The 17,568-nt window shown below is 71.3% G+C and carries 19 protein-coding genes; 11 read left to right on the top strand and 8 right to left on the bottom strand.

The window, feature by feature from the left end; genetic code table 11:
* Positions 1–433: 433 nt before the first annotated feature.
* The gene (locus QM633_RS00145; RefSeq protein ID WP_415151692.1) at positions 434–946 is read right to left on the bottom strand and encodes a hypothetical protein; all 513 of its coding nucleotides are present in this window, start codon (positions 944–946) and stop codon (positions 434–436) included.
* A 204-nt stretch (positions 947–1,150) separates the two neighbouring features.
* Between QM633_RS00145 and QM633_RS00140 the strand changes: the two genes are divergently transcribed.
* Both QM633_RS00140 and QM633_RS00135 read left to right on the top strand, forming a co-directional pair.
* Positions 1,151–1,984 (top strand): alpha/beta fold hydrolase, encoded by an 834-nt coding sequence (locus QM633_RS00140; protein ID WP_415151691.1) that lies wholly within the window; start codon positions 1,151–1,153, stop codon positions 1,982–1,984.
* Positions 1,971–2,546 (top strand): TetR/AcrR family transcriptional regulator, encoded by a 576-nt coding sequence (locus QM633_RS00135; RefSeq protein WP_415151690.1) that lies wholly within the window; start codon positions 1,971–1,973, stop codon positions 2,544–2,546. Before QM633_RS00140 ends, QM633_RS00135 begins: the two co-directional genes overlap by 14 nt.
* Positions 2,547–2,561: 15 nt before the next feature.
* Here the strand turns inward: QM633_RS00135 and QM633_RS00130 are convergent, their stop codons facing one another.
* Entirely contained in the window at positions 2,562–3,131 is a 570-nt protein-coding gene (locus QM633_RS00130) for a hypothetical protein (protein ID WP_415151689.1), read from the bottom strand.
* A gap of 64 nt (positions 3,132–3,195) precedes the next feature.
* On the opposite strand from QM633_RS00130, the gene QM633_RS00125 reads away from it, so the two are divergent.
* The gene (locus QM633_RS00125) at positions 3,196–4,401 is read left to right on the top strand and encodes a cysteine desulfurase-like protein (protein ID WP_415151688.1); all 1,206 of its coding nucleotides are present in this window, start codon (positions 3,196–3,198) and stop codon (positions 4,399–4,401) included.
* Between the two features lie 19 nt (positions 4,402–4,420).
* On the top strand, positions 4,421–4,753 hold the full coding sequence (locus QM633_RS00120; RefSeq protein WP_415151687.1) for a TfoX/Sxy family protein: 333 nt from the start codon (positions 4,421–4,423) through the stop codon (positions 4,751–4,753).
* Between the two features lie 20 nt (positions 4,754–4,773).
* Here the strand turns inward: QM633_RS00120 and QM633_RS00115 are convergent, their stop codons facing one another.
* Positions 4,774–5,250 (bottom strand): heme-degrading domain-containing protein, encoded by a 477-nt coding sequence (locus tag QM633_RS00115; RefSeq protein WP_415151686.1) that lies wholly within the window; start codon positions 5,248–5,250, stop codon positions 4,774–4,776.
* Between the two features lie 72 nt (positions 5,251–5,322).
* Between QM633_RS00115 and QM633_RS00110 the strand changes: the two genes are divergently transcribed.
* From QM633_RS00110 to QM633_RS00095, 4 genes are all read left to right on the top strand, one after another.
* A complete protein-coding gene (locus QM633_RS00110) occupies positions 5,323–5,802 on the top strand; it encodes a ribose-5-phosphate isomerase (protein WP_415151685.1) in 480 nt (159 codons plus the stop codon).
* A 147-nt stretch (positions 5,803–5,949) separates the two neighbouring features.
* Entirely contained in the window at positions 5,950–7,044 is a 1,095-nt protein-coding gene (locus QM633_RS00105; RefSeq protein WP_415151684.1) for a ScyD/ScyE family protein, read from the top strand.
* Positions 7,045–7,142: 98 nt separating this feature from the next.
* Positions 7,143–8,432 carry a M16 family metallopeptidase gene (locus QM633_RS00100; RefSeq protein ID WP_415151683.1) on the top strand — a complete coding sequence of 430 codons (1,290 nt, stop codon included), beginning with the start codon at positions 7,143–7,145 and terminating at the stop codon, positions 8,430–8,432.
* On the top strand, positions 8,419–9,756 hold the full coding sequence (locus QM633_RS00095; RefSeq protein ID WP_415151682.1) for a M16 family metallopeptidase: 1,338 nt from the start codon (positions 8,419–8,421) through the stop codon (positions 9,754–9,756). Before QM633_RS00100 ends, QM633_RS00095 begins: the two co-directional genes overlap by 14 nt.
* A 24-nt stretch (positions 9,757–9,780) precedes the next feature.
* On the opposite strand, the gene QM633_RS00090 is transcribed toward QM633_RS00095, so the two are convergent.
* Genes QM633_RS00090 through QM633_RS00080 form a run of 3 tightly spaced genes read right to left on the bottom strand, consistent with a single transcriptional unit; the run spans position 9,781 to position 14,219 of the window.
* A complete protein-coding gene (locus QM633_RS00090; protein ID WP_415151681.1) occupies positions 9,781–12,627 on the bottom strand; it encodes a UPF0182 family protein in 2,847 nt (948 codons plus the stop codon).
* Positions 12,628–12,672: 45 nt separating this feature from the next.
* The gene (locus QM633_RS00085) at positions 12,673–13,173 is read right to left on the bottom strand and encodes a PPA1309 family protein (RefSeq protein ID WP_415151680.1); all 501 of its coding nucleotides are present in this window, start codon (positions 13,171–13,173) and stop codon (positions 12,673–12,675) included.
* The gene (locus QM633_RS00080; protein WP_415151679.1) at positions 13,170–14,219 is read right to left on the bottom strand and encodes a PDZ domain-containing protein; all 1,050 of its coding nucleotides are present in this window, start codon (positions 14,217–14,219) and stop codon (positions 13,170–13,172) included. The genes QM633_RS00085 and QM633_RS00080 overlap by 4 nt, the downstream gene beginning before the upstream one ends.
* A 115-nt stretch (positions 14,220–14,334) precedes the next feature.
* On the opposite strand from QM633_RS00080, the gene QM633_RS00075 reads away from it, so the two are divergent.
* A complete protein-coding gene (locus tag QM633_RS00075; protein ID WP_415151678.1) occupies positions 14,335–15,669 on the top strand; it encodes a zinc-dependent metalloprotease in 1,335 nt (444 codons plus the stop codon).
* Between the two features lie 64 nt (positions 15,670–15,733).
* On the opposite strand, the gene QM633_RS00070 is transcribed toward QM633_RS00075, so the two are convergent.
* Both QM633_RS00070 and QM633_RS00065 read right to left on the bottom strand, forming a co-directional pair.
* A complete protein-coding gene (locus tag QM633_RS00070; protein WP_415151677.1) occupies positions 15,734–16,114 on the bottom strand; it encodes an NUDIX domain-containing protein in 381 nt (126 codons plus the stop codon).
* Positions 16,111–16,650, bottom strand: coding sequence for a M48 family metallopeptidase (locus tag QM633_RS00065; protein ID WP_415151676.1), 540 nt, complete (start codon positions 16,648–16,650; stop codon positions 16,111–16,113). Before QM633_RS00065 ends, QM633_RS00070 begins: the two co-directional genes overlap by 4 nt.
* A 247-nt stretch (positions 16,651–16,897) precedes the next feature.
* Between QM633_RS00065 and QM633_RS00060 the strand changes: the two genes are divergently transcribed.
* Positions 16,898–17,059: a DUF5679 domain-containing protein gene (locus QM633_RS00060; protein ID WP_300150377.1), complete on the top strand. Its 162-nt coding sequence runs from the start codon at positions 16,898–16,900 to the stop codon at positions 17,057–17,059.
* A 151-nt stretch (positions 17,060–17,210) separates the two neighbouring features.
* Positions 17,211–17,568 (top strand): hypothetical protein (locus tag QM633_RS00055; RefSeq protein WP_415151675.1); only part of this gene is annotated, 358 nt, incomplete at its 3' end.

The following is a 17,568-nucleotide window of genomic DNA, read 5'->3' as shown; positions in this document are numbered from 1 at the left end:
TGATGACCAGACGTGCTTTCGACATGACCCAGCCAACACCGCAGGTTCAGCCGTCCTCAATCAGTTGATACCGACCCGTCCTGCATGTCTTGAGACATCTGTCCTGCATGTCCTGAGCCAGAACACTATCCCCGCTACGAGAAAGAGGCTCTGACTGGAGTAACCAGCCAGAGCCTCTTGGCCTTCCCGGGGTCCGTTACCGTCAGGGTCACCGACACTCGCCTTCCAGGCTGCTGATCGCCGTGACCGGAGTCGATCCGGGCGAGGCAATGGAGATTGCGCCGGCTGTGCGTGCTCGGGTGGAGCAGATCGCGGGTTCACCGCTGACCCGAGTTCCTCCGGGCTGACGGACCTGTCGCCGATGACCCTTCGTCGTTGACCTCGCCTGGTCCCAACCGTGACCGCCACCGCGCATCGGACGGCGGTGGGCGGGCTAACGGATCGAGAGGGTCGTGCCGCCGGGCAGGGGCTCTGCCGCGCCGTCGCCGGTCTGCGCGGTGATCAGGCACGCACGTCCCGACGCGGCGTCGGCGGTGATGATCATGGCCCGAACCGTGGAGTCTGATGCGGGACTTCCCGTCGGACCGCCGGCCCCCGTCGTCACCGTGTGCGGAAACGTGCCGATCACCTTGATCAGCAGTTCCCGGCCAGACGTGCACGGATAACCGGTGTTGGAGTCCTCGGTCGTTCCCGCACGGGCGATGGCAGAGGCAGCCGACACCGTCGCGCCCTGGTCTGCGATCACCTGCCTGGCCAGTGCCACTGCTTCCGTGACCTCGTCCTGGGTCAGGGACGCTTCACCGGCATTCGGGCCGGCCTGAGGCATTCCCGCCGAAGAACAGGCAGCGAGCAACGGCAGAAGCACGAGCGATACGAGAAACCGCTTCAGGACACTCTCCGGGCGAGCCACATTCCACGATCCCACGTTTGCCCTCGGCCCGGTCACCGAATTCTCCCGTGATGCTCGTCGGTGCCACCGCGAGCGGGCTGACCCTTCCAGGTCGTGCTTCCAACCCTCGCAGCGCGAGGTGGTGCCGGTCACGAACGAACTCGGCACGACAGTCACTGCCGGCACTGACCCCCGCCAGACCCGGGGCGGTGCGGCCGTCTGGCTATTGCTATTAGCTTTGCGGCTACTTAGCATAGCCACATGACGCCGACTCCGGACCGGGTACCCGCAGCCACCCGCTACCTGCAACGCCACGACGGACGGATCGCCTACGAACTCCGCGGCAGCGGCCCGCTGGTCGTTCTGGTGCCCGGGATGGCAGACCTCCGCTCCTCCTACCGCTTCCTCGCCCCGGCCCTCGTCGAGGCTGGCTACACGGTCGCCTCCACCGACCTGCGGGGCCATGGCGACAGCGACACCACCTTCGGTGCGTACGGCGACCCCGAGACGGCATCCGACGTGGCGGCGCTGATCGCCGAGCTCGGCGGCCCGGCCGTCATCGTCGGGAACTCGCTCGCCGCAGGTGCCGGCGTGATCGTCGCGGCCGATCATCCAGACCGGGTCTCCGGTCTCGTCCTCATCGGGCCGTTCGTGCGCAATCCGCCCACCGCAGCGCCGCTCCGGGTGATGTTCCGGGTCATGACCGCGACGCCGTGGGTGGCCGCCGTGTGGGGCGCCTACCTACCCTCGCTCTACGCGGGGCGCAAGCCGGACGACTTCGACGACTACCGGGCCGCCGTCCTCACCGCGATGCGGCGCCCCGGCCACCGACGGGCCTTCTCCCGAACCGCCCGCGAGGCCGACCACGCCCGGGCCGAGGCACGCCTCGGCGAGGTCGACGTCCCCGTGCTGGTCGTCATGGGCGAGAACGATCCCGACTTCGCCGATCCCCCCGCCGAGGCGCGCTGGATCGCCGACACCCTGCACGGCGACGTGGCCATGGTGGCCGAGGCCGGCCACTATCCCCAGTCGCAGCAACCGCAGGTCACCACGGAAGCGGTTCTCACCTTCCTCGGACGGCATGGTCGTGGCTAGGGCGGGCCTCACCACCCAGGCGGTCGTGGAACGCGCGGCCGAACTCCTCGAGCAGGACCGGTCCACCGAACTGACTCTCGCCGCGCTCGCCAGGAGCCTCGGTGTCCGGACGCCGTCCTTGTACAAGCACGTCGCGGGAGCCGACGATCTCCGCCGCAGCCTCATGATCAGGGCGAAGACCGCGCTCGCCGACGCGCTCGCCAGGGCGGCGATCGGGCGCTCGCGCGACGACGCGCTCCACGCGGTGGCGGCCGCCTACCGCGACTGGGCCCTGCAGCACCCGGCCCAGTACCCGCTCACCGTCCGCGCACCCCAACCTGGCGATGTCGACGACGAGCGGGCGAGCGCCGCGAGCCTCGAGGTCATCTACTCGATCCTGGCCGGCTACCGCCTCGCCGGCGACGACGCCGTCCACGCCACGCGACTCCTCCGCTCCGTGCTGCACGGCTTCCTCAGCCTGGAGAACGCCGGCGCCTTCCGGATCCCGCTCGACACCGAGGCGAGCTACACCCGGGCGGTCGACAGCGTCATCGCGGCGCTCAATGCGTGGCACCGGGGCTGACGCCCGCCACACCGCTCAGAGGTCGCACACCGCGCTGCCGCCGGCGAGCCGCGACCAGAACGGGACCTCCGGGGCCGCTGGCTGTTCGGGCAGCGGCACGCCGAGGAACTCGCGCTCGACCCAGGCCAACAGGTCGCGTCCGTAGTGGATGACGTCGCTCTGTACGACCGACAGCACCGGCGCCGGCGACGGGTACCGGCCCGGCGGAAGGTAGCGGTGCCCGTACAGCGGCACCAGCACCGGCCACGCCGCGAGCCGCACCGCCGCCCGTTCCTCCGCCTCGCCGGAGTCCTCCGGACGCGGCCCCCACGACCTGGGCCAGAAGCCGTTGTGGGAGACGTCGTAGAGCAGCCCCGCCACCGGCATCGCCAGCCGCTCGCGAACCACCCCGTCCGCGTCCCCGCGCCAGTCGACCCACCCCGGGCCGACCGGCAGCGCCCGCTGCAGGAACTCGGCGTGATCGGCGCAGAACTCCAGGCCCCAACGCGCCTGCACCCGGGCGAGCTCCGCGTCGCTCAGTCCCGGCTCACACCGGGCACCCGCCTCCCGCAGCGCGTCGACGGCCCGCCGGACGACATCGGTCATGGCCACATCATGGCCCCGGAATAGACTCCGCGAGGGCCGAGCGAGGAAACCGGAGGATCCACCGATGACCTACGACGTGGACGAGTTGCGCACGCACTTCCCGTCGCTGCGCTCGGGAGTCGCGCACTTCGACGGGCCCGGCGGCACCCAGACTCCGCGCGAGGTGGGCGAGGCCATCGCCACAGTCCTCACCGCTCCGCTGTCGAATCGCGGCACCCTCGCGGTCTCGGAGGCCAACGCGGACGCGGCCGTCGCCGCCTTCCGGTCCGCCTGCTCCGACCTGCTCGGCGTTCCCGCTCACGGCATCGTCCACGGCCGCAGCGCCACCCAGCTCACCTACGACCTGTCCCGCGCCATCGCCAAGGACTGGCGTCCGGGCGAGGAGGTGGTGGTCAGCCGCCTCGACCATGACGCCAACGTGCGGCCCTGGGTACAGGCGGCCGAGCGGGCGGGGCTGACCCTGCGCTGGATCGACTTCGACCCCGCCACCGGTGAGCTCGACGAGGACAGCGTCGGAGCGGCCCTGACCCCGAGAACCCGCCTGGTCGCGCTCACGGCGGCGTCGAACCTGATCGGGACGCGTCCCCCGGTGCGCGCCATCGCCGACGCCGCCCACGCGGTCGGCGCACAGGTGTGGGTGGACGGCGTGCACTACGCGGCGCACGGGTTCGTCGACGTCCCCGCGCTGGGCGCGGACTTCTTCGTGTGCTCGCCCTACAAGTTCCTCGGCCCGCACTGCGGCGTCCTCGCCGCAGCCCCCGACCTCCTGGAGAGCCTCCACCCCGACAAATTGCTGCCCTCCACCGAGGCGGTCCCCGAGCGGTTCGAGCTGGGCACGCTGCCCTACGAGCAGCTGGCCGGCGTGGCCGCCGCGGTGGACTTCCTCGCCGGCATCGCCGACCAGAACGCGCCCACCCGACGGGAGCGCCTCCGCCAGGCATGGGCCGCGACCGAGGCGCACGAGGTGCGGCTGCGGGAACGGATCCAGGACGGCCTGCGCGGCCTCGGGGACGCGGTGCTGGTCCACTCCCTGGCCGCTGACCGCACCCCGACCCTGCTGCTCAGCCTGCCGGGGCGCCGCACCGCCGACGCGGCCCGCTTCCTCGCCGCACGCGACGTCCTCGCCCCGGCCGGATCGTTCTACGCCTACGAGCCGTTCCGAAGGCTCGCCCTCGACGACGACGGCGGCCTGCGCCTCGGTCTCGCGCCCTACAGCACCGACGACGACGTCGACCGGGTACTGGGCGGGCTGCGGGCGTTCCTGTCCTGAGCGCGCGCTACCCTCGGGCATGGCCTTCGACGCTGAGCTCGCCGGACGGATCCGGGCCGCGCTGTCCTTCGTGGACGGTGTCACAGAGCAGCGGATGTTCGGTGGGATCGGCTTCATGGTCGACGGGCACCTCACCGCCGCGGCCAGCAGCCGCGGCGGACTGATGCTGCGGATCGACCCAGCGCTCGCGTCCGAACTGGTCGACGGGCGGTCCGTGCAGCCCTTCCGGATGCGTGGCAGGGACCTGGCCGGCTGGGTGCTGGTCGCGCTGGACGCCGTCGACGACGACGCCGACCTCCACGGCTGGATCGCCAGGGCGCGCGCCTACGTCGCGACCCTACCCCCGAAGTAGCCGGCGCCGGCTCGCCCGGATCAGGCCGACGCGGCGGCAGTCGCGAGGTACCGTCTCAGCTGGCCGACCACGAACGAGTGGTCGTCGAGCTGCGGGAGACCGGACACGCCGACCGCGCCGACCACCGTTCCGCCCTGCAGCCGTAGCGGCACCACCCCGCCGTGGGCGGCGTACTCGCCCGGATCCAGCCGGGCGTCGGCGTCGAAGTCCTTGCCGCGCTCGCGAAAGCTCTCCCCCACCGCCAGCGACGCCTGGCCGTAGCGCAGCGCGACCCTGGTCTTGCGGGCCAGCCACTCGTCGTTGTCCGCGCTCGAGCCGGGCAGGGCCGCGTGGAACGCCCGCTGCGGTCCGAGCACGATGCCGATCACGACCGGCAGCTCCTCCACCGCGGCCGCCTGCCGCATCTGCGCCCCGAGCAGCCAGGCGTCCTCGAGTGTGAAGTCGTCGAAGCGCAGTTCGACCTCCTCGTCCCTGAGCCTGTCCCCCAACTCGCCCACGTGTCATCCCTTTCCACTTGCGCCGACCCCTGACCGTACCCCCGGCGCGACGCCGGGTGGGAGACTGGCGCCATGCGCGTTCACCTCGGCTGCGACCATGCCGGCCTCGAGTTGCGGGACCACCTCGTGGACTGGCTGGCCCGTCATGGCCACGAGCCGGTCGACCACGGTCCCCGGGCCTACGACCCCGAGGACGACTACCCCACCTTCTGCCTGCGGGCGGCCGCCGCGGTGACCGCGGACCGCGCAGCGGGTGTGGCGGCGCTCGGGGTCGTGATCGGCGGGTCTGGCAACGGCGAGCAGATGGCCGCCAACAAGGTCGCCGGCGTCCGGGCCGCCCTGGCCTGGTCGGAGGAGACGGCGCGGCTGGCCAGGGAGCACAACGACGCGAACGTCGTGGCCATCGGGGGGCGCCTGCACACCGTCGAGGAGATGACCCGCTTCGTCGACATCTTTCTGACCACGCCCTTCAGTGGCGCCTCCAGACACGTGCGCCGGATCGAGATGATGGCCGACTACGAGCGCACCGGGGAATTCCCTCCCCTGCCCTGATCCGCGGGGAACACCCGCCAGCCCGCCTCGGTTGTGGGTTGGCTGTGCCGAACCTTTGCCCATACCGTGGCCGGACCCACGCGCCGATGATGAATCCCGACGGGGCCGTCCCGTCGGATCCCGCCACTCGGACCTGAGGAGGCAGCCATGCGCGCAGTCCGCGTGTCGATCGCCGTCGCAGCCATCGCCGTGGCGTCCACTCTGGTGGCCACCGCCCCGGCAGACGCCCACACCATCCGCAAGACCACCCCGTCGACGACGGTACTCACCACCGCGGTCGGCGCCCCGTTCAACCTCGACGTCAGGCACGGACGCGTGCTGGTCGCCGACGGGTCCGGACAGATCGGCAGGGTGAAGGCGGACGGATCGGTGTCCACGGTGGTCGCCGATGTGCCCGGCGCGTCCGGCATCGCCAGCTCCCGCGACGGGAGGTCGATCGCCTACACCACCTCCGTCGCCGAGGACGAGACCACCATCACGGCCAGCGCTCTCGTCGTCCACGGGCGGAAGAGCACGATCCAGGTCGACACGCTCGCCTTCGAGAAGGCCCACAACCCCGACGGGGCGCTCCAGTACGGCGTGACCAACCCCGACTCCTGCGTCGCCGGCACGCTCTCCGCTGCGGGCTTCCCGGTCAGCTACTCCGGCGGCATCGACTCCCACGCCTACTCCGTGGCCGCCTACCGAGGCGGCTGGGTGGTTGCGGACGCCGGCGCCAACGCCCTGTTCAGGGTGAGCCGGACCGGAAAGATCTCCACCCTCGCCGTGCTGCCCCCGCACCCCGCCGTGATCACCCAGGCGGCCGCGAACGCGTTCGGACTGGACGCCTGCGCGGTCGGCGTCACCTACGCCTTCGAGTCCGTGCCGACCGATGTCGAGGTGGGCCCGGACGGATTCCTGTATGTGACCACGCTCCCCGGCGGGCCCGAGGACGCTTCGTTGGGCGCCCGGGGGAAGGTGTTCCGGGTCAACCCGCGCAACGGCCACGCCGTGCCTGTGGCGTCCGGGCTGCTGGGGGCGACCAACCTCGCGTTCGCCCGCGGTGGCGGGCTCTACGTCACGGAGCTGTTCGCCGGCCGGGTCTCGCTGATCCGGCACGGACGGGTCTTCGCCTCCCTCGACCTGCCCGGTGCGCTGGCGGTCGAGGCGGGCCCGCGCGGCGATCTGTACGTGGCCACCGGTATCACCGCAGCGCCCTCCGTCCTCCGCGTGCGGACCGGTGGACGGGACTGGCACCGCTAGTCTCCTGGAGCGCAGGAACGGGCCCCGCCGAGCGGGCGGCGGCCCCCCGCCCGGTTGCCACGTCGGGACGCCGCCACGAGATGTGGTGAGATGATCTCGTGCCGGACGAACTGAACTATCCGATCCACCAGCGCAGCCTCGACAACGGGTTGCGCGTCGTGGTCAGCCCCGACCACAGCGTCCCCCTGGCCGCGGTGAACCTCTGGTACGACGTGGGGTCGCGGGACGAGCGTCCGGGCGAGTACGGCTGGGCGCACCTGTTCGAGCACCTGATGTTCTCCGGCTCCGAGCACGTCGCCAGCGGGGAGCACCTGAACACCCTCCAGGCGCTCGGCGGATCGGTGAACGCCACCACCTGGTTCGACCGCACCAACTACTTCGAGACGCTGCCGGTGGGTGCCCTCGATCTCGCCCTGTGGATGGAGGCCGACCGGCTCGCGACCCTGCCCGACCACCTCACCGAGGCCGGCGTGGAGACCCAGCGGGAGGTCGTCAAGGAGGAGAAGCGGCAGCGCTACGACAACGTCCCCTACGGGGACGCGATGCCGGCCCTGGTCGAGATGGTGTTCGGGCCCGACCACCCCTACGGCCACACCACCATCGGCTCGATGGCCGACATCGACGCGGCGACCGTGGAGAGGGCGGCGAACTTCTTCCGCAACCACTACCGTCCCGACAACGCCGTCCTCACCATCGTCGGCGACATCGCCCCGAAGGACGCGTTCAAGCGGGCCGAGAAGGCGTTCGGCCGCATCCCCTCGTGGAACCCCCGGGTGCGTCCGCCGGCCGTCCCCCTGCCGCCGCTGCCCCAGGTCGTCCAGCGCGAGGTGCGCGGACGCGTCCCCGCGGCGGCGTCGTACTTCGCCTGGCGCCTCCCCGAGCGGGACACGTGGGGCTTCGACGCCTGCGAGCTGGCCCTGTCGGTGCTGGGCGGCGGCCAGACCTCCCGGCTGCACCAGGAACTCGTCCGCAACCGGCAGGTCGCCGCGGGTGTCGGCGCGTCCGCCATGCCCCTGATCGGCGGCACCTCCTTCGGCGTGGCGCAGGTGCGCGCCCTCCCCGGGGCGGACGGAACCGAGGCTGCGGAGGCGGCGCTCGCCGAGGTGGCCCGACTGGCCGACACCGGTCCCACCGAGGCCGAGCTGGCCAGGGCGAAGGCGCAGTACACGCGTGAGTGGCTCACCGAGCTGGCGCGGTTCGACTCCCGTGCCGACCTGCTCGGCGCCTACGCGACGCTGCACGGCGACCCCGACCGCGTGAACCAGCGGCTGGCCGAAGTGGACGCGATCAGTATCGACCAGGTCGTGGACGCGACCAGCGCATTCCTCGAGCCCGGACAACGGGCTCAGCTCGACTACCGGCAGGAGGCCAGCGATGCGGAGAAGTGACCAGCGTCCGGAGGTCAAGGCACCGCCGCGCTGGCGCTTCCCCGACCCCACCCGGCTGTGGCTCGACAACGGGATGCAACTGATGGCGTGCCACCGCGAGGGCCAGCACGTCGCGGCCGTCTCGCTGGTGCTGGACGCTCCGCTGAACACCGAACCGGTCGACGTGGAGGGAGTGGCGACGCTCACCCAGCGCTGCCTGGACGAAGGCACCGCGACGCACCCGGGGCCGAGCTTCGCCGAAGCGCTGGAGGACATCGGCGCCGTGCTCGGCGGCTCCGCGGGCTTCTCGGGAAGCGAGCTCTCGATCGAGGTACCGGCCCGCAACCTCGGCCCCGCGCTGGACCTGCTGGCCGAAGCCGTCCGCGAGCCCGAACTGCGAGCCGACGACGTCGAGCGACACCGCAGGCTCCGCCTGGCCGAGATCGAGCAGACCCTGGCGAACTCCGCCCACCGGGCGGCGCTCGGGTTCCGCGCCGCCACCATCCCCCGGCGATACCGCTGCTCGCGCATGGTCGGGGGCAGTACCGAGTCCGTCTCGGCGATCACCCACGGCGACGTGCTCTCCTTCCATGAGCGCCACTACCGCCCCGACGGCGCGACCCTGATCATCTCCGGGGACCTGTCCGGCCGGGAGTTCGGACAGGCGGCGTCCGCCTTCAGCACGTGGACGAGCCCCGCCGAGGGCTATTTCAGCCACGAGGTCCCCGAGGCGCGCACCCCCCAGTGCTGGCTGATCGACCGGCCCGGCGCCGTCCAGGCCGACATCCGGCTCGGTGGCTTCGGCATCGACCGTGGCGACCCGCGCTGGGCCGACGTCCAGGTCGCCACCCACGCGCTCGGCGGGGCGTTCCTCAGCCGGCTGAACCGTGTCCTGCGCGAAGAGAAGGGCTACACCTACGGCGCCCACCTCGTGAACACGCCGATGCGCGACGGCGGCCTGCTCAGCCTGCAGGGATCGTTCCGCACCGAGGTCGTCCCCGACGCCCTGTCGCTGGCCCGGGACCTGCTCGACCTCACCGACGCGCCGATCACCCCGGCCGAGGTCGTCGACGCGGTCGCGTTCACCACGGGAGTCGCCCCCCTGCGCTACTCCACGGCGCAGGGCATCACCGACCGCATCTCCGCACTCGTCCGCGACGGCGTCAACGTCGAGTTCGTGAACGCCAACTTCCAGGCGCTCTCCCTGGTCACCCCGGAGTCGGCCACGCAGTCGATGCTGGAACTGCTCCCGCCCGACGCCCTCACCCTCGTGGTGGTCGGCGACGCCGCGTCCCTGCATGACGAACTGCTCGCCGAAGGGTGGCCGGTGGTCCTGGCGAGGTGAGCCCGGCGCCGCTCCGGCACCGCGCTACTTCACACCCATCTTCGCCAGGGCGTCGGCCAGCTGGGCCTTCGCGACCTCGACCTGCTTCTGGTACTCGGCCAGGTCGCCGTCGCGCAGGGCCTGGTCGGCGGCCGTGAACGCCTTCTGTGCGTTCTGCAGCGCCACCACGGCGGCCTGGTCGTCGGTGGAGGTCCCGCCCGGGGTGCTCGGCTGGGTCGGCGGGGTGCTCTCCCCGGGGTCCTCGCCCGTGCTGGCACCCGCATTGCCGGCGAACACCTGGTCCAGGGCCTCCTGCAGCGTCGTGGCGATCCCGACGTGCTCACCGAACCGCACCGCCACGTAGGCGAGCGCGGGGTAGGAGCCGCTGCCGGCCTCCCGCATCGTGTAGATCGGCATCACGTACAGCAGGCCTCCCCCGACCGGCAGGGTGAGCAGGTTGCCGTACTTGGCCGTCGCAGAGCCCTGGTTGAGGTAGGAGCGCATCAGGGTCGCGAACTGCGGGTCGGTCGTCATCGCGTTCGCCGTCTGGCTGGGGCCGGCGATCTGCTGGGTGTCCGACATCCTCAGCACCCGCAGCTTTCCGTAGTCGGAACTGGACGCCTCGGCGACCACCGACAGGTAGGCGGCGAGGTTCTGCCTGCCGTACGGCACGAAGACGGCGGTCTGGCTGAACACGGCCGACTTGTCGTCCGGCCACTTGATCGACAGATAGTAGGGGGGCTCCGCAGCGGTCGACTTGCTCGTGTCGCTCTGCCCCGGCATCGTCGCCACCGGGTCGGTCGGCACCTGCCACAGGTCCGACTGCTGGTACCAGGCATTCGTGTCGGTCATGTGGTAGCGGGTGAGCAGCTGCCGCTGCACCTTGAACAGGTCCTCCGGGTAGCGCAGGTGGGCCATCAGGTCGGGGCTGATCGCCGAGGTCGGCTTCAGCACACCGGGGAAGGCCTTCTCGTAAGTCTGCAGGATCGGGTCGTCGGGCTCCCACGCATAGAGCGTCACGGTGCCGTCGCTCGCATCCACCACGGCTTTCACCGAGTTGCGGATGTAGTTGATCGACTGGTCGGAGCCCGCGTCAGGGGTGGTCTGCGCGTCCGTGATCGCCTGGCGCATACTCACCGCCTCGCTGTCGGGGTAGTTGCGGGTCGTCGTGTAGCCGTCGACGATCCACACCAGCCGGTGATCGACCACCGCCGGGTAGATGTTCGAGTCCAGCGTCAGCCAGGGCGCCACCTCCTGCACGCGCTCCTTCGGCGTCCGGTCGTACAGGATCCGGGACTGCGAGTTCACCCGGTCCGACAGCAGGATGTTCAGATCGAGGAAGTGGGTCGCATAGAGCAGCCGGGTGAACCAGTCGCCCATCGGGACACCACCGGTACCCGCGTAGGTGTTGTTCGCGCCGTCGGGGGTATCGAACTCGATCGGCGCCTCGCCCTGCTCGCGTCCGACGATCGCGAAGGTGGAGGTGTTCTCGCCGAAGTAGATCCGGCCCTCGTACTCGGGAAGGACGCCCTCAGGCGGGATGTTCTTCTCGATCCAGACCGGGTCGCCGGACGAACTGCGCTGGTTGCCGTACGCGGCCACGAGGCCGTAGCCGTGGGTGTAGACGGTGTGCAGGTTGTTCCAGGCCTGGTCGGGAAGATTGGAGTAGTTGATCTCGCGCGCAGCCACCACCGCGTCGGTCTCGGTGCCGTCGATCACGTAGCGGTCCACGTCGAGGGTGGACGGGAAGGAGTACCAGCCGCGCAGCTGCTGCTGGTTCTCGAAGGTCGGCGCCACCACGGCGGGATCGATCAGGCGGATGCCCGGCAGCGTCTCCGCGTCCTCCTTCAGCTGCCCGGAGCTGACCGTGGTCTCCGCCGTGTACGGCTCGATCTCGACGTCGTCGATGTCGTAGGCCTGCCGGGTGGCCGTGATGTGGTTGGCGATGTAGGGGCTCTCCAGCACCGGCTCATTCGGCTTCACCTGGAAGCTCTGCACGATCAGCGGATAGACCAGTCCGAGGATCAGTCCGGAGACCAGCATCAGCACCAGGGCGGTCAGCGGCACCGTCCATCGCTTGAGGAAGCCGTTCGCGAAGAACACCGCCGCGCACACGAAGGCGATCACGGCCATCACGACCTTCGCCGTGAGCCGGGAGTGGTCGTCGGTGTACTGCAGGCCGGTGAAGAGGGTTCCCTGCTGGAGCAGGAAGCCGTAGCGGTCGAGCAGGTTCTGCAGCCCGTAGCCGATCAGGAGCAGGCCGGCCAGGACGGAGAGGTGGATCCGGGCGGCGTTGTTGCCCCCGCCGCGCCCGCGTCCGGACGCGATCCCGCCGACGGCGAAGTGGACGGCGGCGGCAGCGACCAGGCCGAGGAACACCGCGCCCATCACGAACGACAGGATGTCCTGCCAGATCGGGTACTCGAAGACGTAGAAGCCCACGTCGAGGTGGAAGTAGGGGTCGGTGCTGCCGAACGGGACGCGGTTCCACCAGGCGAGGTACTCCCGCGACTGCCCCACGGCCGAGGCACCGGAGACCAGCCCGAGGAACACCGCCGGCACCAGGATCGCCAGCCAGATGTTCGCCTCGAGCAGGTCGCGGTACCGGTCCAGGATCGCGCTCTGGCCGGTGCGCCGCGTCAGCGGGCGCACCCGGAAGGCGATCCACATGTTCCCGCCCACGATCAGCGCCATCACGAGGAAGAACGTCACGAACAGGATCACCTGCGCGGCCAGCTGGGTGCTGAAGACCTGCGGGAACGACACCGAGTCGAACCAGAGCTTGGTCGTCCACAGCTCCGCGAACACCACATAGGCGGTGACCAGCACGGCCAGCACCAGGATGGTCGGCAGCAGGGGGCCTCGTCGAGCCACCCGTGATGAGACGTTCACGTGTCCACTCCTCGTCGAGCCGCGTGGCGGGTCAGCGGCATCGGGTCACTCCAATGTATGCGCCAGCGCGGAGGCCAGCGCAGGGACGAGGTCGGCGCCGGAGAGCAGGTCGCCGTCCTCGCCGCGCACCCTCGCCACGCCGTACCGGTCGGAATCCCTGGTCACGCCGACCACGACCCGCAGGTCCAGCCGCCGCGGATGGGCGGCCACGACCCTCGCCGCCTCGTCGGGATCGGTCGGGAGCTGTTCCTCCGCGTCCGCGGGAAGGAAGGCCCGCTCCAGGGCGAGGACGCAACCGGCGACGGTCGGCGGCCAGGTGATCCGGGCGAGTGCCTCGGCCAGGTCGGTGCCGGGCCGGAAGTCCTCCTGCTCGATCGAGCTGAAGCCGTCCGGTGTCGCCCCGGACAGGTGTGCGGCGAGGCTGGGCTCGGCGGCCAGCAGGTCGGCGGTGCGGACGAGGGCGAACAGCCGGGCGGGCTGGTCCCAGCCCAGCCGGCCGACGTGGCGCTCCACCTCGACCAGGGCCGCGACGAGAGCGTCGTTCACGAGCACCCCGCGACCGAGCTGGCGTCCGGGGAGGCCTGCAGCGTGCGCAGCGCGGTGATCGCCTCGTCGAGGCTGTCGACGGGGACCAGCCGGATGCCCGCCGGCACCTGGCCGACGTCCACGCAGTTGTCGCGGGGCAGCACGAAGATGGACGCGCCGTCCCGCGCGGCCGCGGCAACCTTTTCCTGCGCGCCGCCGATCGCACCCACGGTGCCGTCGGCGGCCATCGTGCCGGTGCCCGCGATCACCCGGCCCGCGGTCAGGTCGTCGTCGGACAGCTTGTCGGTGATCGCGAGGGCGAACATGAGCCCCGCGCTGGAGCCGCCCACGGCGGGGTCGATGGCGAACTTCACGCTCGGCTTGTAGGTGTAGCCGGTGGTCAGCGAGATGCCGACGACCGGCTTGTCCGGGTTCGCCGTCGTCGCCCTGGTGGTGACCGACTCGCGCTGCACCTGGCCGTCGCGCATGACGGTGAACAGGACGGCCTCACCGACGTGGTGCGCGGCGACCGCGGCCTCGACGTCCTGCACGGCCGTGGTCGTCCTGCCGTCGACCGCCTGGATCAGGTCGCCGGGCTTCAGGATGTCGTTGGCCGGGCCGGAACTGGTCACCGACTCCACCATCGGCCAGCTGATCACGGGGATGCCGGCCTCGCGGAGGGCGGCGACCACCGCGTCGGACTGGGAGTCGGTCATCAACTGCGTCTCGTCCTGCGTGATGTTGGAGGGGTCCTGGCCCTCGCGGTAGACGGCCGACCGGGGCAGCACCTGCCGCGAGGGCAGCCAGTAGGAGAACAGCACCTCCGGGAGGCTGAGCGTGCTCCCCGGCGACGTCACCGCGACGGTCGTCATCAACAGGCTGCCGGTGGTCGGGTAGGTCCTGGTGCCGGTGATCGTGATCGGCTCGGTCGCAGCCCCGTCCGCCAGCAGATTGCTCGTCCCGCCCGGCGACCAGAGCACAAAGGGCACCGGCACGAGGGCGATCACCGCGGCGAGGACGACGAACAGCACGGCCGACACCGTGGCCGTCCACGTCTGCTTCGTCACGTCGCCTTCCGTTCCGGCCGCGCGGCCGCTCATGCTCCCCAAGACCCTACCCTGCCGGGGAGCCACGGCTTGGCGCGTGCGGGACAATGGAGGTCACGCCAGTTGAGGAGTGCTCATGACCGACCCGGCCAACCCGGACCGCCCCGATCCGGACGGCGAGGAAGAGGCGCTGCTGCGCTTCCTCGCGCAGTTCGGGATCAGCCCCGGTCCCGACGGGCGGCTCGACGTGGAGGCCCTGATGGGGCGCCTGCAGGGAATGATGGGAGCGTTCGCCACCCAGATGGCCAGCTTCGGCAAGTCCGACGAGAGCGGCATGAACTGGGGTTTCACCAAGGACGTGGTGCGCCGGCTCACCGCGGCGGCAGGTCCCGACCCGTCCGCCGGCACCGCCGAACTCGCCCGGATCAGGGATGCGGTCGCGCTCGCGGACCTGTGGCTCGACGAGGAGCTCGGCTTCCCGCGGCTGAGTTCTCCCGCGGCCGCCTGGACGCGGGCGGAATGGGTCGAACGGACCTGGTCCACCTGGCAGCAACTGGTCCGTCCCGTCACCGGCCAGCTGTCGGTCGCGCTGCGCGGGCTGGTCGACGCCAGGGAGTCGGCATCCGTCGAGCCGATGCTGCGGATGGCGCTGTCGGGGATGTTCGCGTCCCAGGTGGGCCAGTCGCTGGCCAGCCTCGCCCAGTCCGTGGTGAGCGCGGCAGACATCGGGCTGCCGTTGACCGGCGAGCCGCAGGTGGCGCTGCTGCCGGTGAACATCTCCGCCTTCTCCGAGGGCCTCGAAGCCGATCCTGGCGACATCCTGCTGTTCCTCGCCATCCGCGAGGTCGCCCGGCAGCGCCTGTTCGGGGCGGTCGGCTGGCTGGGCCCCCAGCTGCTCGCACTGGTCGAGCACTACGCGCGCGACATCGCCATCGACCCCGACGCGCTCGAACAGGCGATCGAGAGCCAGCTGGGCTCGGCGATGACCCCCGAGGCGCTCGAGGACGCCGGCCAGGCGCTGGCCGGCTCGCTGTTCGCCCCACAGGTGACCGAGGAGCAGCGCGAGGTGCTCGAGCGCCTGGAGACTCTGCTCGCCCTCGTCGAGGGCTGGGTGGACGAGGTCGTGGCCCAGGTCGCCGGGACGCGGATGCCCGCGGCGGCCGCACTGACCGAGACGCTGCGACGCCGCCGCGCGGTCGGAGGGCCGGCGGAATCCGCGCTGAAGTCACTGGTCGGGCTGGAACTGCGTCCCCGCCGGACCAGGGACGCGGCGAACCTGTGGGCGGCGACCAGGGTCGCCCGTGGCTCCGAGGCCCGCGACGCCACCTGGGACCACCCCGACCTGCTCCCGACCACCGCCGATCTGGCCGACCCGCTCGGCTTCGCAGCCGCCGGCCACACCGCCGGCGCCCCCGACGACCTCGACGCCGAACTCGCCCGGCTCCTCGACGAGGAGGGCGGCGGCGCCTGACCCGCGCTCCGGGGCCGGCTCCGGAGCGCGGTGCTCGCGACGAGGCAGGGGAGGAAATCCTGAGCTACCGGCGGCCCATGCCGATGGCGTCGCGATAGACGTGGGGTAGTCGGAGCGCACCGAGATCGGCGGGAGCGAACCACGCCAGGTCCCTGTGCTCCGCCGAGATGCGCAGGCCGGCCACGGCGCCCTCCTCGCAGGCATAGGCCACGATCAGCACCCGGTGACCCGGTATGACCTCCAGCGGCTCCACGAGCAGGAGCGCCCCGGGCTCGACCGCGAGGCCGGATTCCTCCTCGAACTCACGCACCAGTGCCTGATGGGGATTCTCGTCCGCTTCGAGCCGACCACCGGGCAGCTCCCACTCGTCCCGGTCGTTGAGAGCGAGCAGCACCCGTCCCTCCCGGCGCAGCACACCCTTCACCGACACCTCCCAGGTGCTCAATCGGGCTCCCCTCCGCCTTCGGCGTTCACCGCGTGTTCGTAGCCCTGCAGGAAGGCACGGGCGCGCTCGACCTGCGGGTAGTCCGCCAGGAGTTCGTGGAAGGCGCGCGAGTGGTCGGGGACGAACAGGTGGGCGAGCTCGTGCAGGATCACGTAGTCGCTCACCCAGGTGGGCATGCCACGCAGCCGTGAGGACAGCCTGATGCTGCCCTCACCCGTGGTGCACGACCCCCAGCGGTGGTTCTGGTTGTCGACCCAGCGGATCGTGAACGCGGGGAGCTCGGCACCCGTCCGGCCGGCCAGGTGGAGACGGAACAGGTCCCTCGCACGTGCCGCCAGCTCGTCACCGGACGCCGGCAGGGTGCGCTGCGCCTCCCGACGCAGGAACTTCTCCACCAGCGGGGGCAGCAGCTCGCGGACCTGCGCGGGAGTCATCCGCGCCGGCACCAGAGCCACCAGCCGGCCCCGCTCCCTGAACACCGTGTAGGTGCGCCGGCGTCGCGCGCTGCGCCGCACCTCCAGCTCTGGTTCTGCCATGCCGTCACCGTACGACACGCCGCAGACACCTCAGTTGACCATGGCCTGGGCGGGCACTAGGTTCTGAAGCCGAGGCCCCCAGTGGCCGGTCCGCTCGCAGGGGAAGGCAAGCGGAATCCCGGTGCCTGGGGGCTCTCGCACGCCGGACCCCCGACCGCTGCCGCAGGCGGCGTGCGGGGCATAGACTGACCGGCAGCCCGCCGCGGAGCCCCATCAGGGGGCGAAGCTGATCTACAGGAGGAAAAACGTGGCCAAGGACACCTACAGCGGTTCGTTCTACTGCGTGAAGTGCAAGGACCACCGTGACGCAACTGGCGATGTCGTGGTCAACGAGAAGGGCACCCGCATCGCCAAGGCGAAGTGCCCGGTCTGCGGGACCAACCTGACGCGGTTCCTGCCCAAGGCCTGATCCAGTACCTGCGAAGCGCCGGCCCCCGGAGGGGTCGGCGCTTCGCTTTCCCGGCCGTCCCGGCCCGGGTGGTGTTGTCAATATCGCCAAGGTGTTGTCCGTTCCCTGCGAACCCTTGCCCGCAGGCCTGGCCGCGCGCAGCCTTCTGCAGGTGACCATCGACAGCAGCACCCGGGTCCGCCTGGGCCGGCCGGCGCTCGCGGTGTGGCGCGCACCCGGGGTCCTGCAGGTCGGCCTGGACGACCCCGCGATCGTCCTCGAGGGCGTGCCGCGGGGGCTGGCGGACGCGGTGCCGTTGCTCGCCCACCCGTGCACGGCGGAGGAGCTCGCCACGCTGCTCCCCCGGCTCGACCCCGAATGGCTGCCCTGGCTGGTCCAGCGGCTCGACACCACCGGCCTGCTGACCACCACCGCGCCCCTGGCCGAAGCCTCGGTCCTCGTGGTGGGCGCAGGGCCGCTGGCCACCGCCGTGGCGGCCGCCGTCGGGGTCGGCGGCCGGCGCCCCGAGC

Source organism: Propionicimonas sp. (assembly GCF_047606205.1).
Taxonomy (GTDB): domain Bacteria; phylum Actinomycetota; class Actinomycetes; order Propionibacteriales; family Propionibacteriaceae; genus Propionicimonas.
This window is presented reverse-complemented; position numbering and strand designations above follow the sequence as displayed.

What these genes read in the sequence shown, in the direction of transcription:
- QM633_RS00140 (WP_415151691.1), top strand. Translation starts at nt 1,151, where the DNA reads ATGACGCCGACTCCGGACCGGGTACCCGCAGCCACCCGCTACCTGCAA.
- QM633_RS00135 (WP_415151690.1), top strand. Translation starts at nt 1,971, where the DNA reads ATGGTCGTGGCTAGGGCGGGCCTCACCACCCAGGCGGTCGTGGAACGC.
- QM633_RS00130 (WP_415151689.1), bottom strand. Translation starts at nt 3,131, where the DNA reads ATGACCGATGTCGTCCGGCGGGCCGTCGACGCGCTGCGGGAGGCGGGT.
- QM633_RS00125 (WP_415151688.1), top strand. Translation starts at nt 3,196, where the DNA reads ATGACCTACGACGTGGACGAGTTGCGCACGCACTTCCCGTCGCTGCGC.
- QM633_RS00120 (WP_415151687.1), top strand. Translation starts at nt 4,421, where the DNA reads ATGGCCTTCGACGCTGAGCTCGCCGGACGGATCCGGGCCGCGCTGTCC.
- QM633_RS00110 (WP_415151685.1), top strand. Translation starts at nt 5,323, where the DNA reads ATGCGCGTTCACCTCGGCTGCGACCATGCCGGCCTCGAGTTGCGGGAC.
- QM633_RS00105 (WP_415151684.1), top strand. Translation starts at nt 5,950, where the DNA reads ATGCGCGCAGTCCGCGTGTCGATCGCCGTCGCAGCCATCGCCGTGGCG.
- QM633_RS00095 (WP_415151682.1), top strand. Translation starts at nt 8,419, where the DNA reads ATGCGGAGAAGTGACCAGCGTCCGGAGGTCAAGGCACCGCCGCGCTGG.
- QM633_RS00075 (WP_415151678.1), top strand. Translation starts at nt 14,335, where the DNA reads ATGACCGACCCGGCCAACCCGGACCGCCCCGATCCGGACGGCGAGGAA.
- QM633_RS00065 (WP_415151676.1), bottom strand. Translation starts at nt 16,650, where the DNA reads ATGGCAGAACCAGAGCTGGAGGTGCGGCGCAGCGCGCGACGCCGGCGC.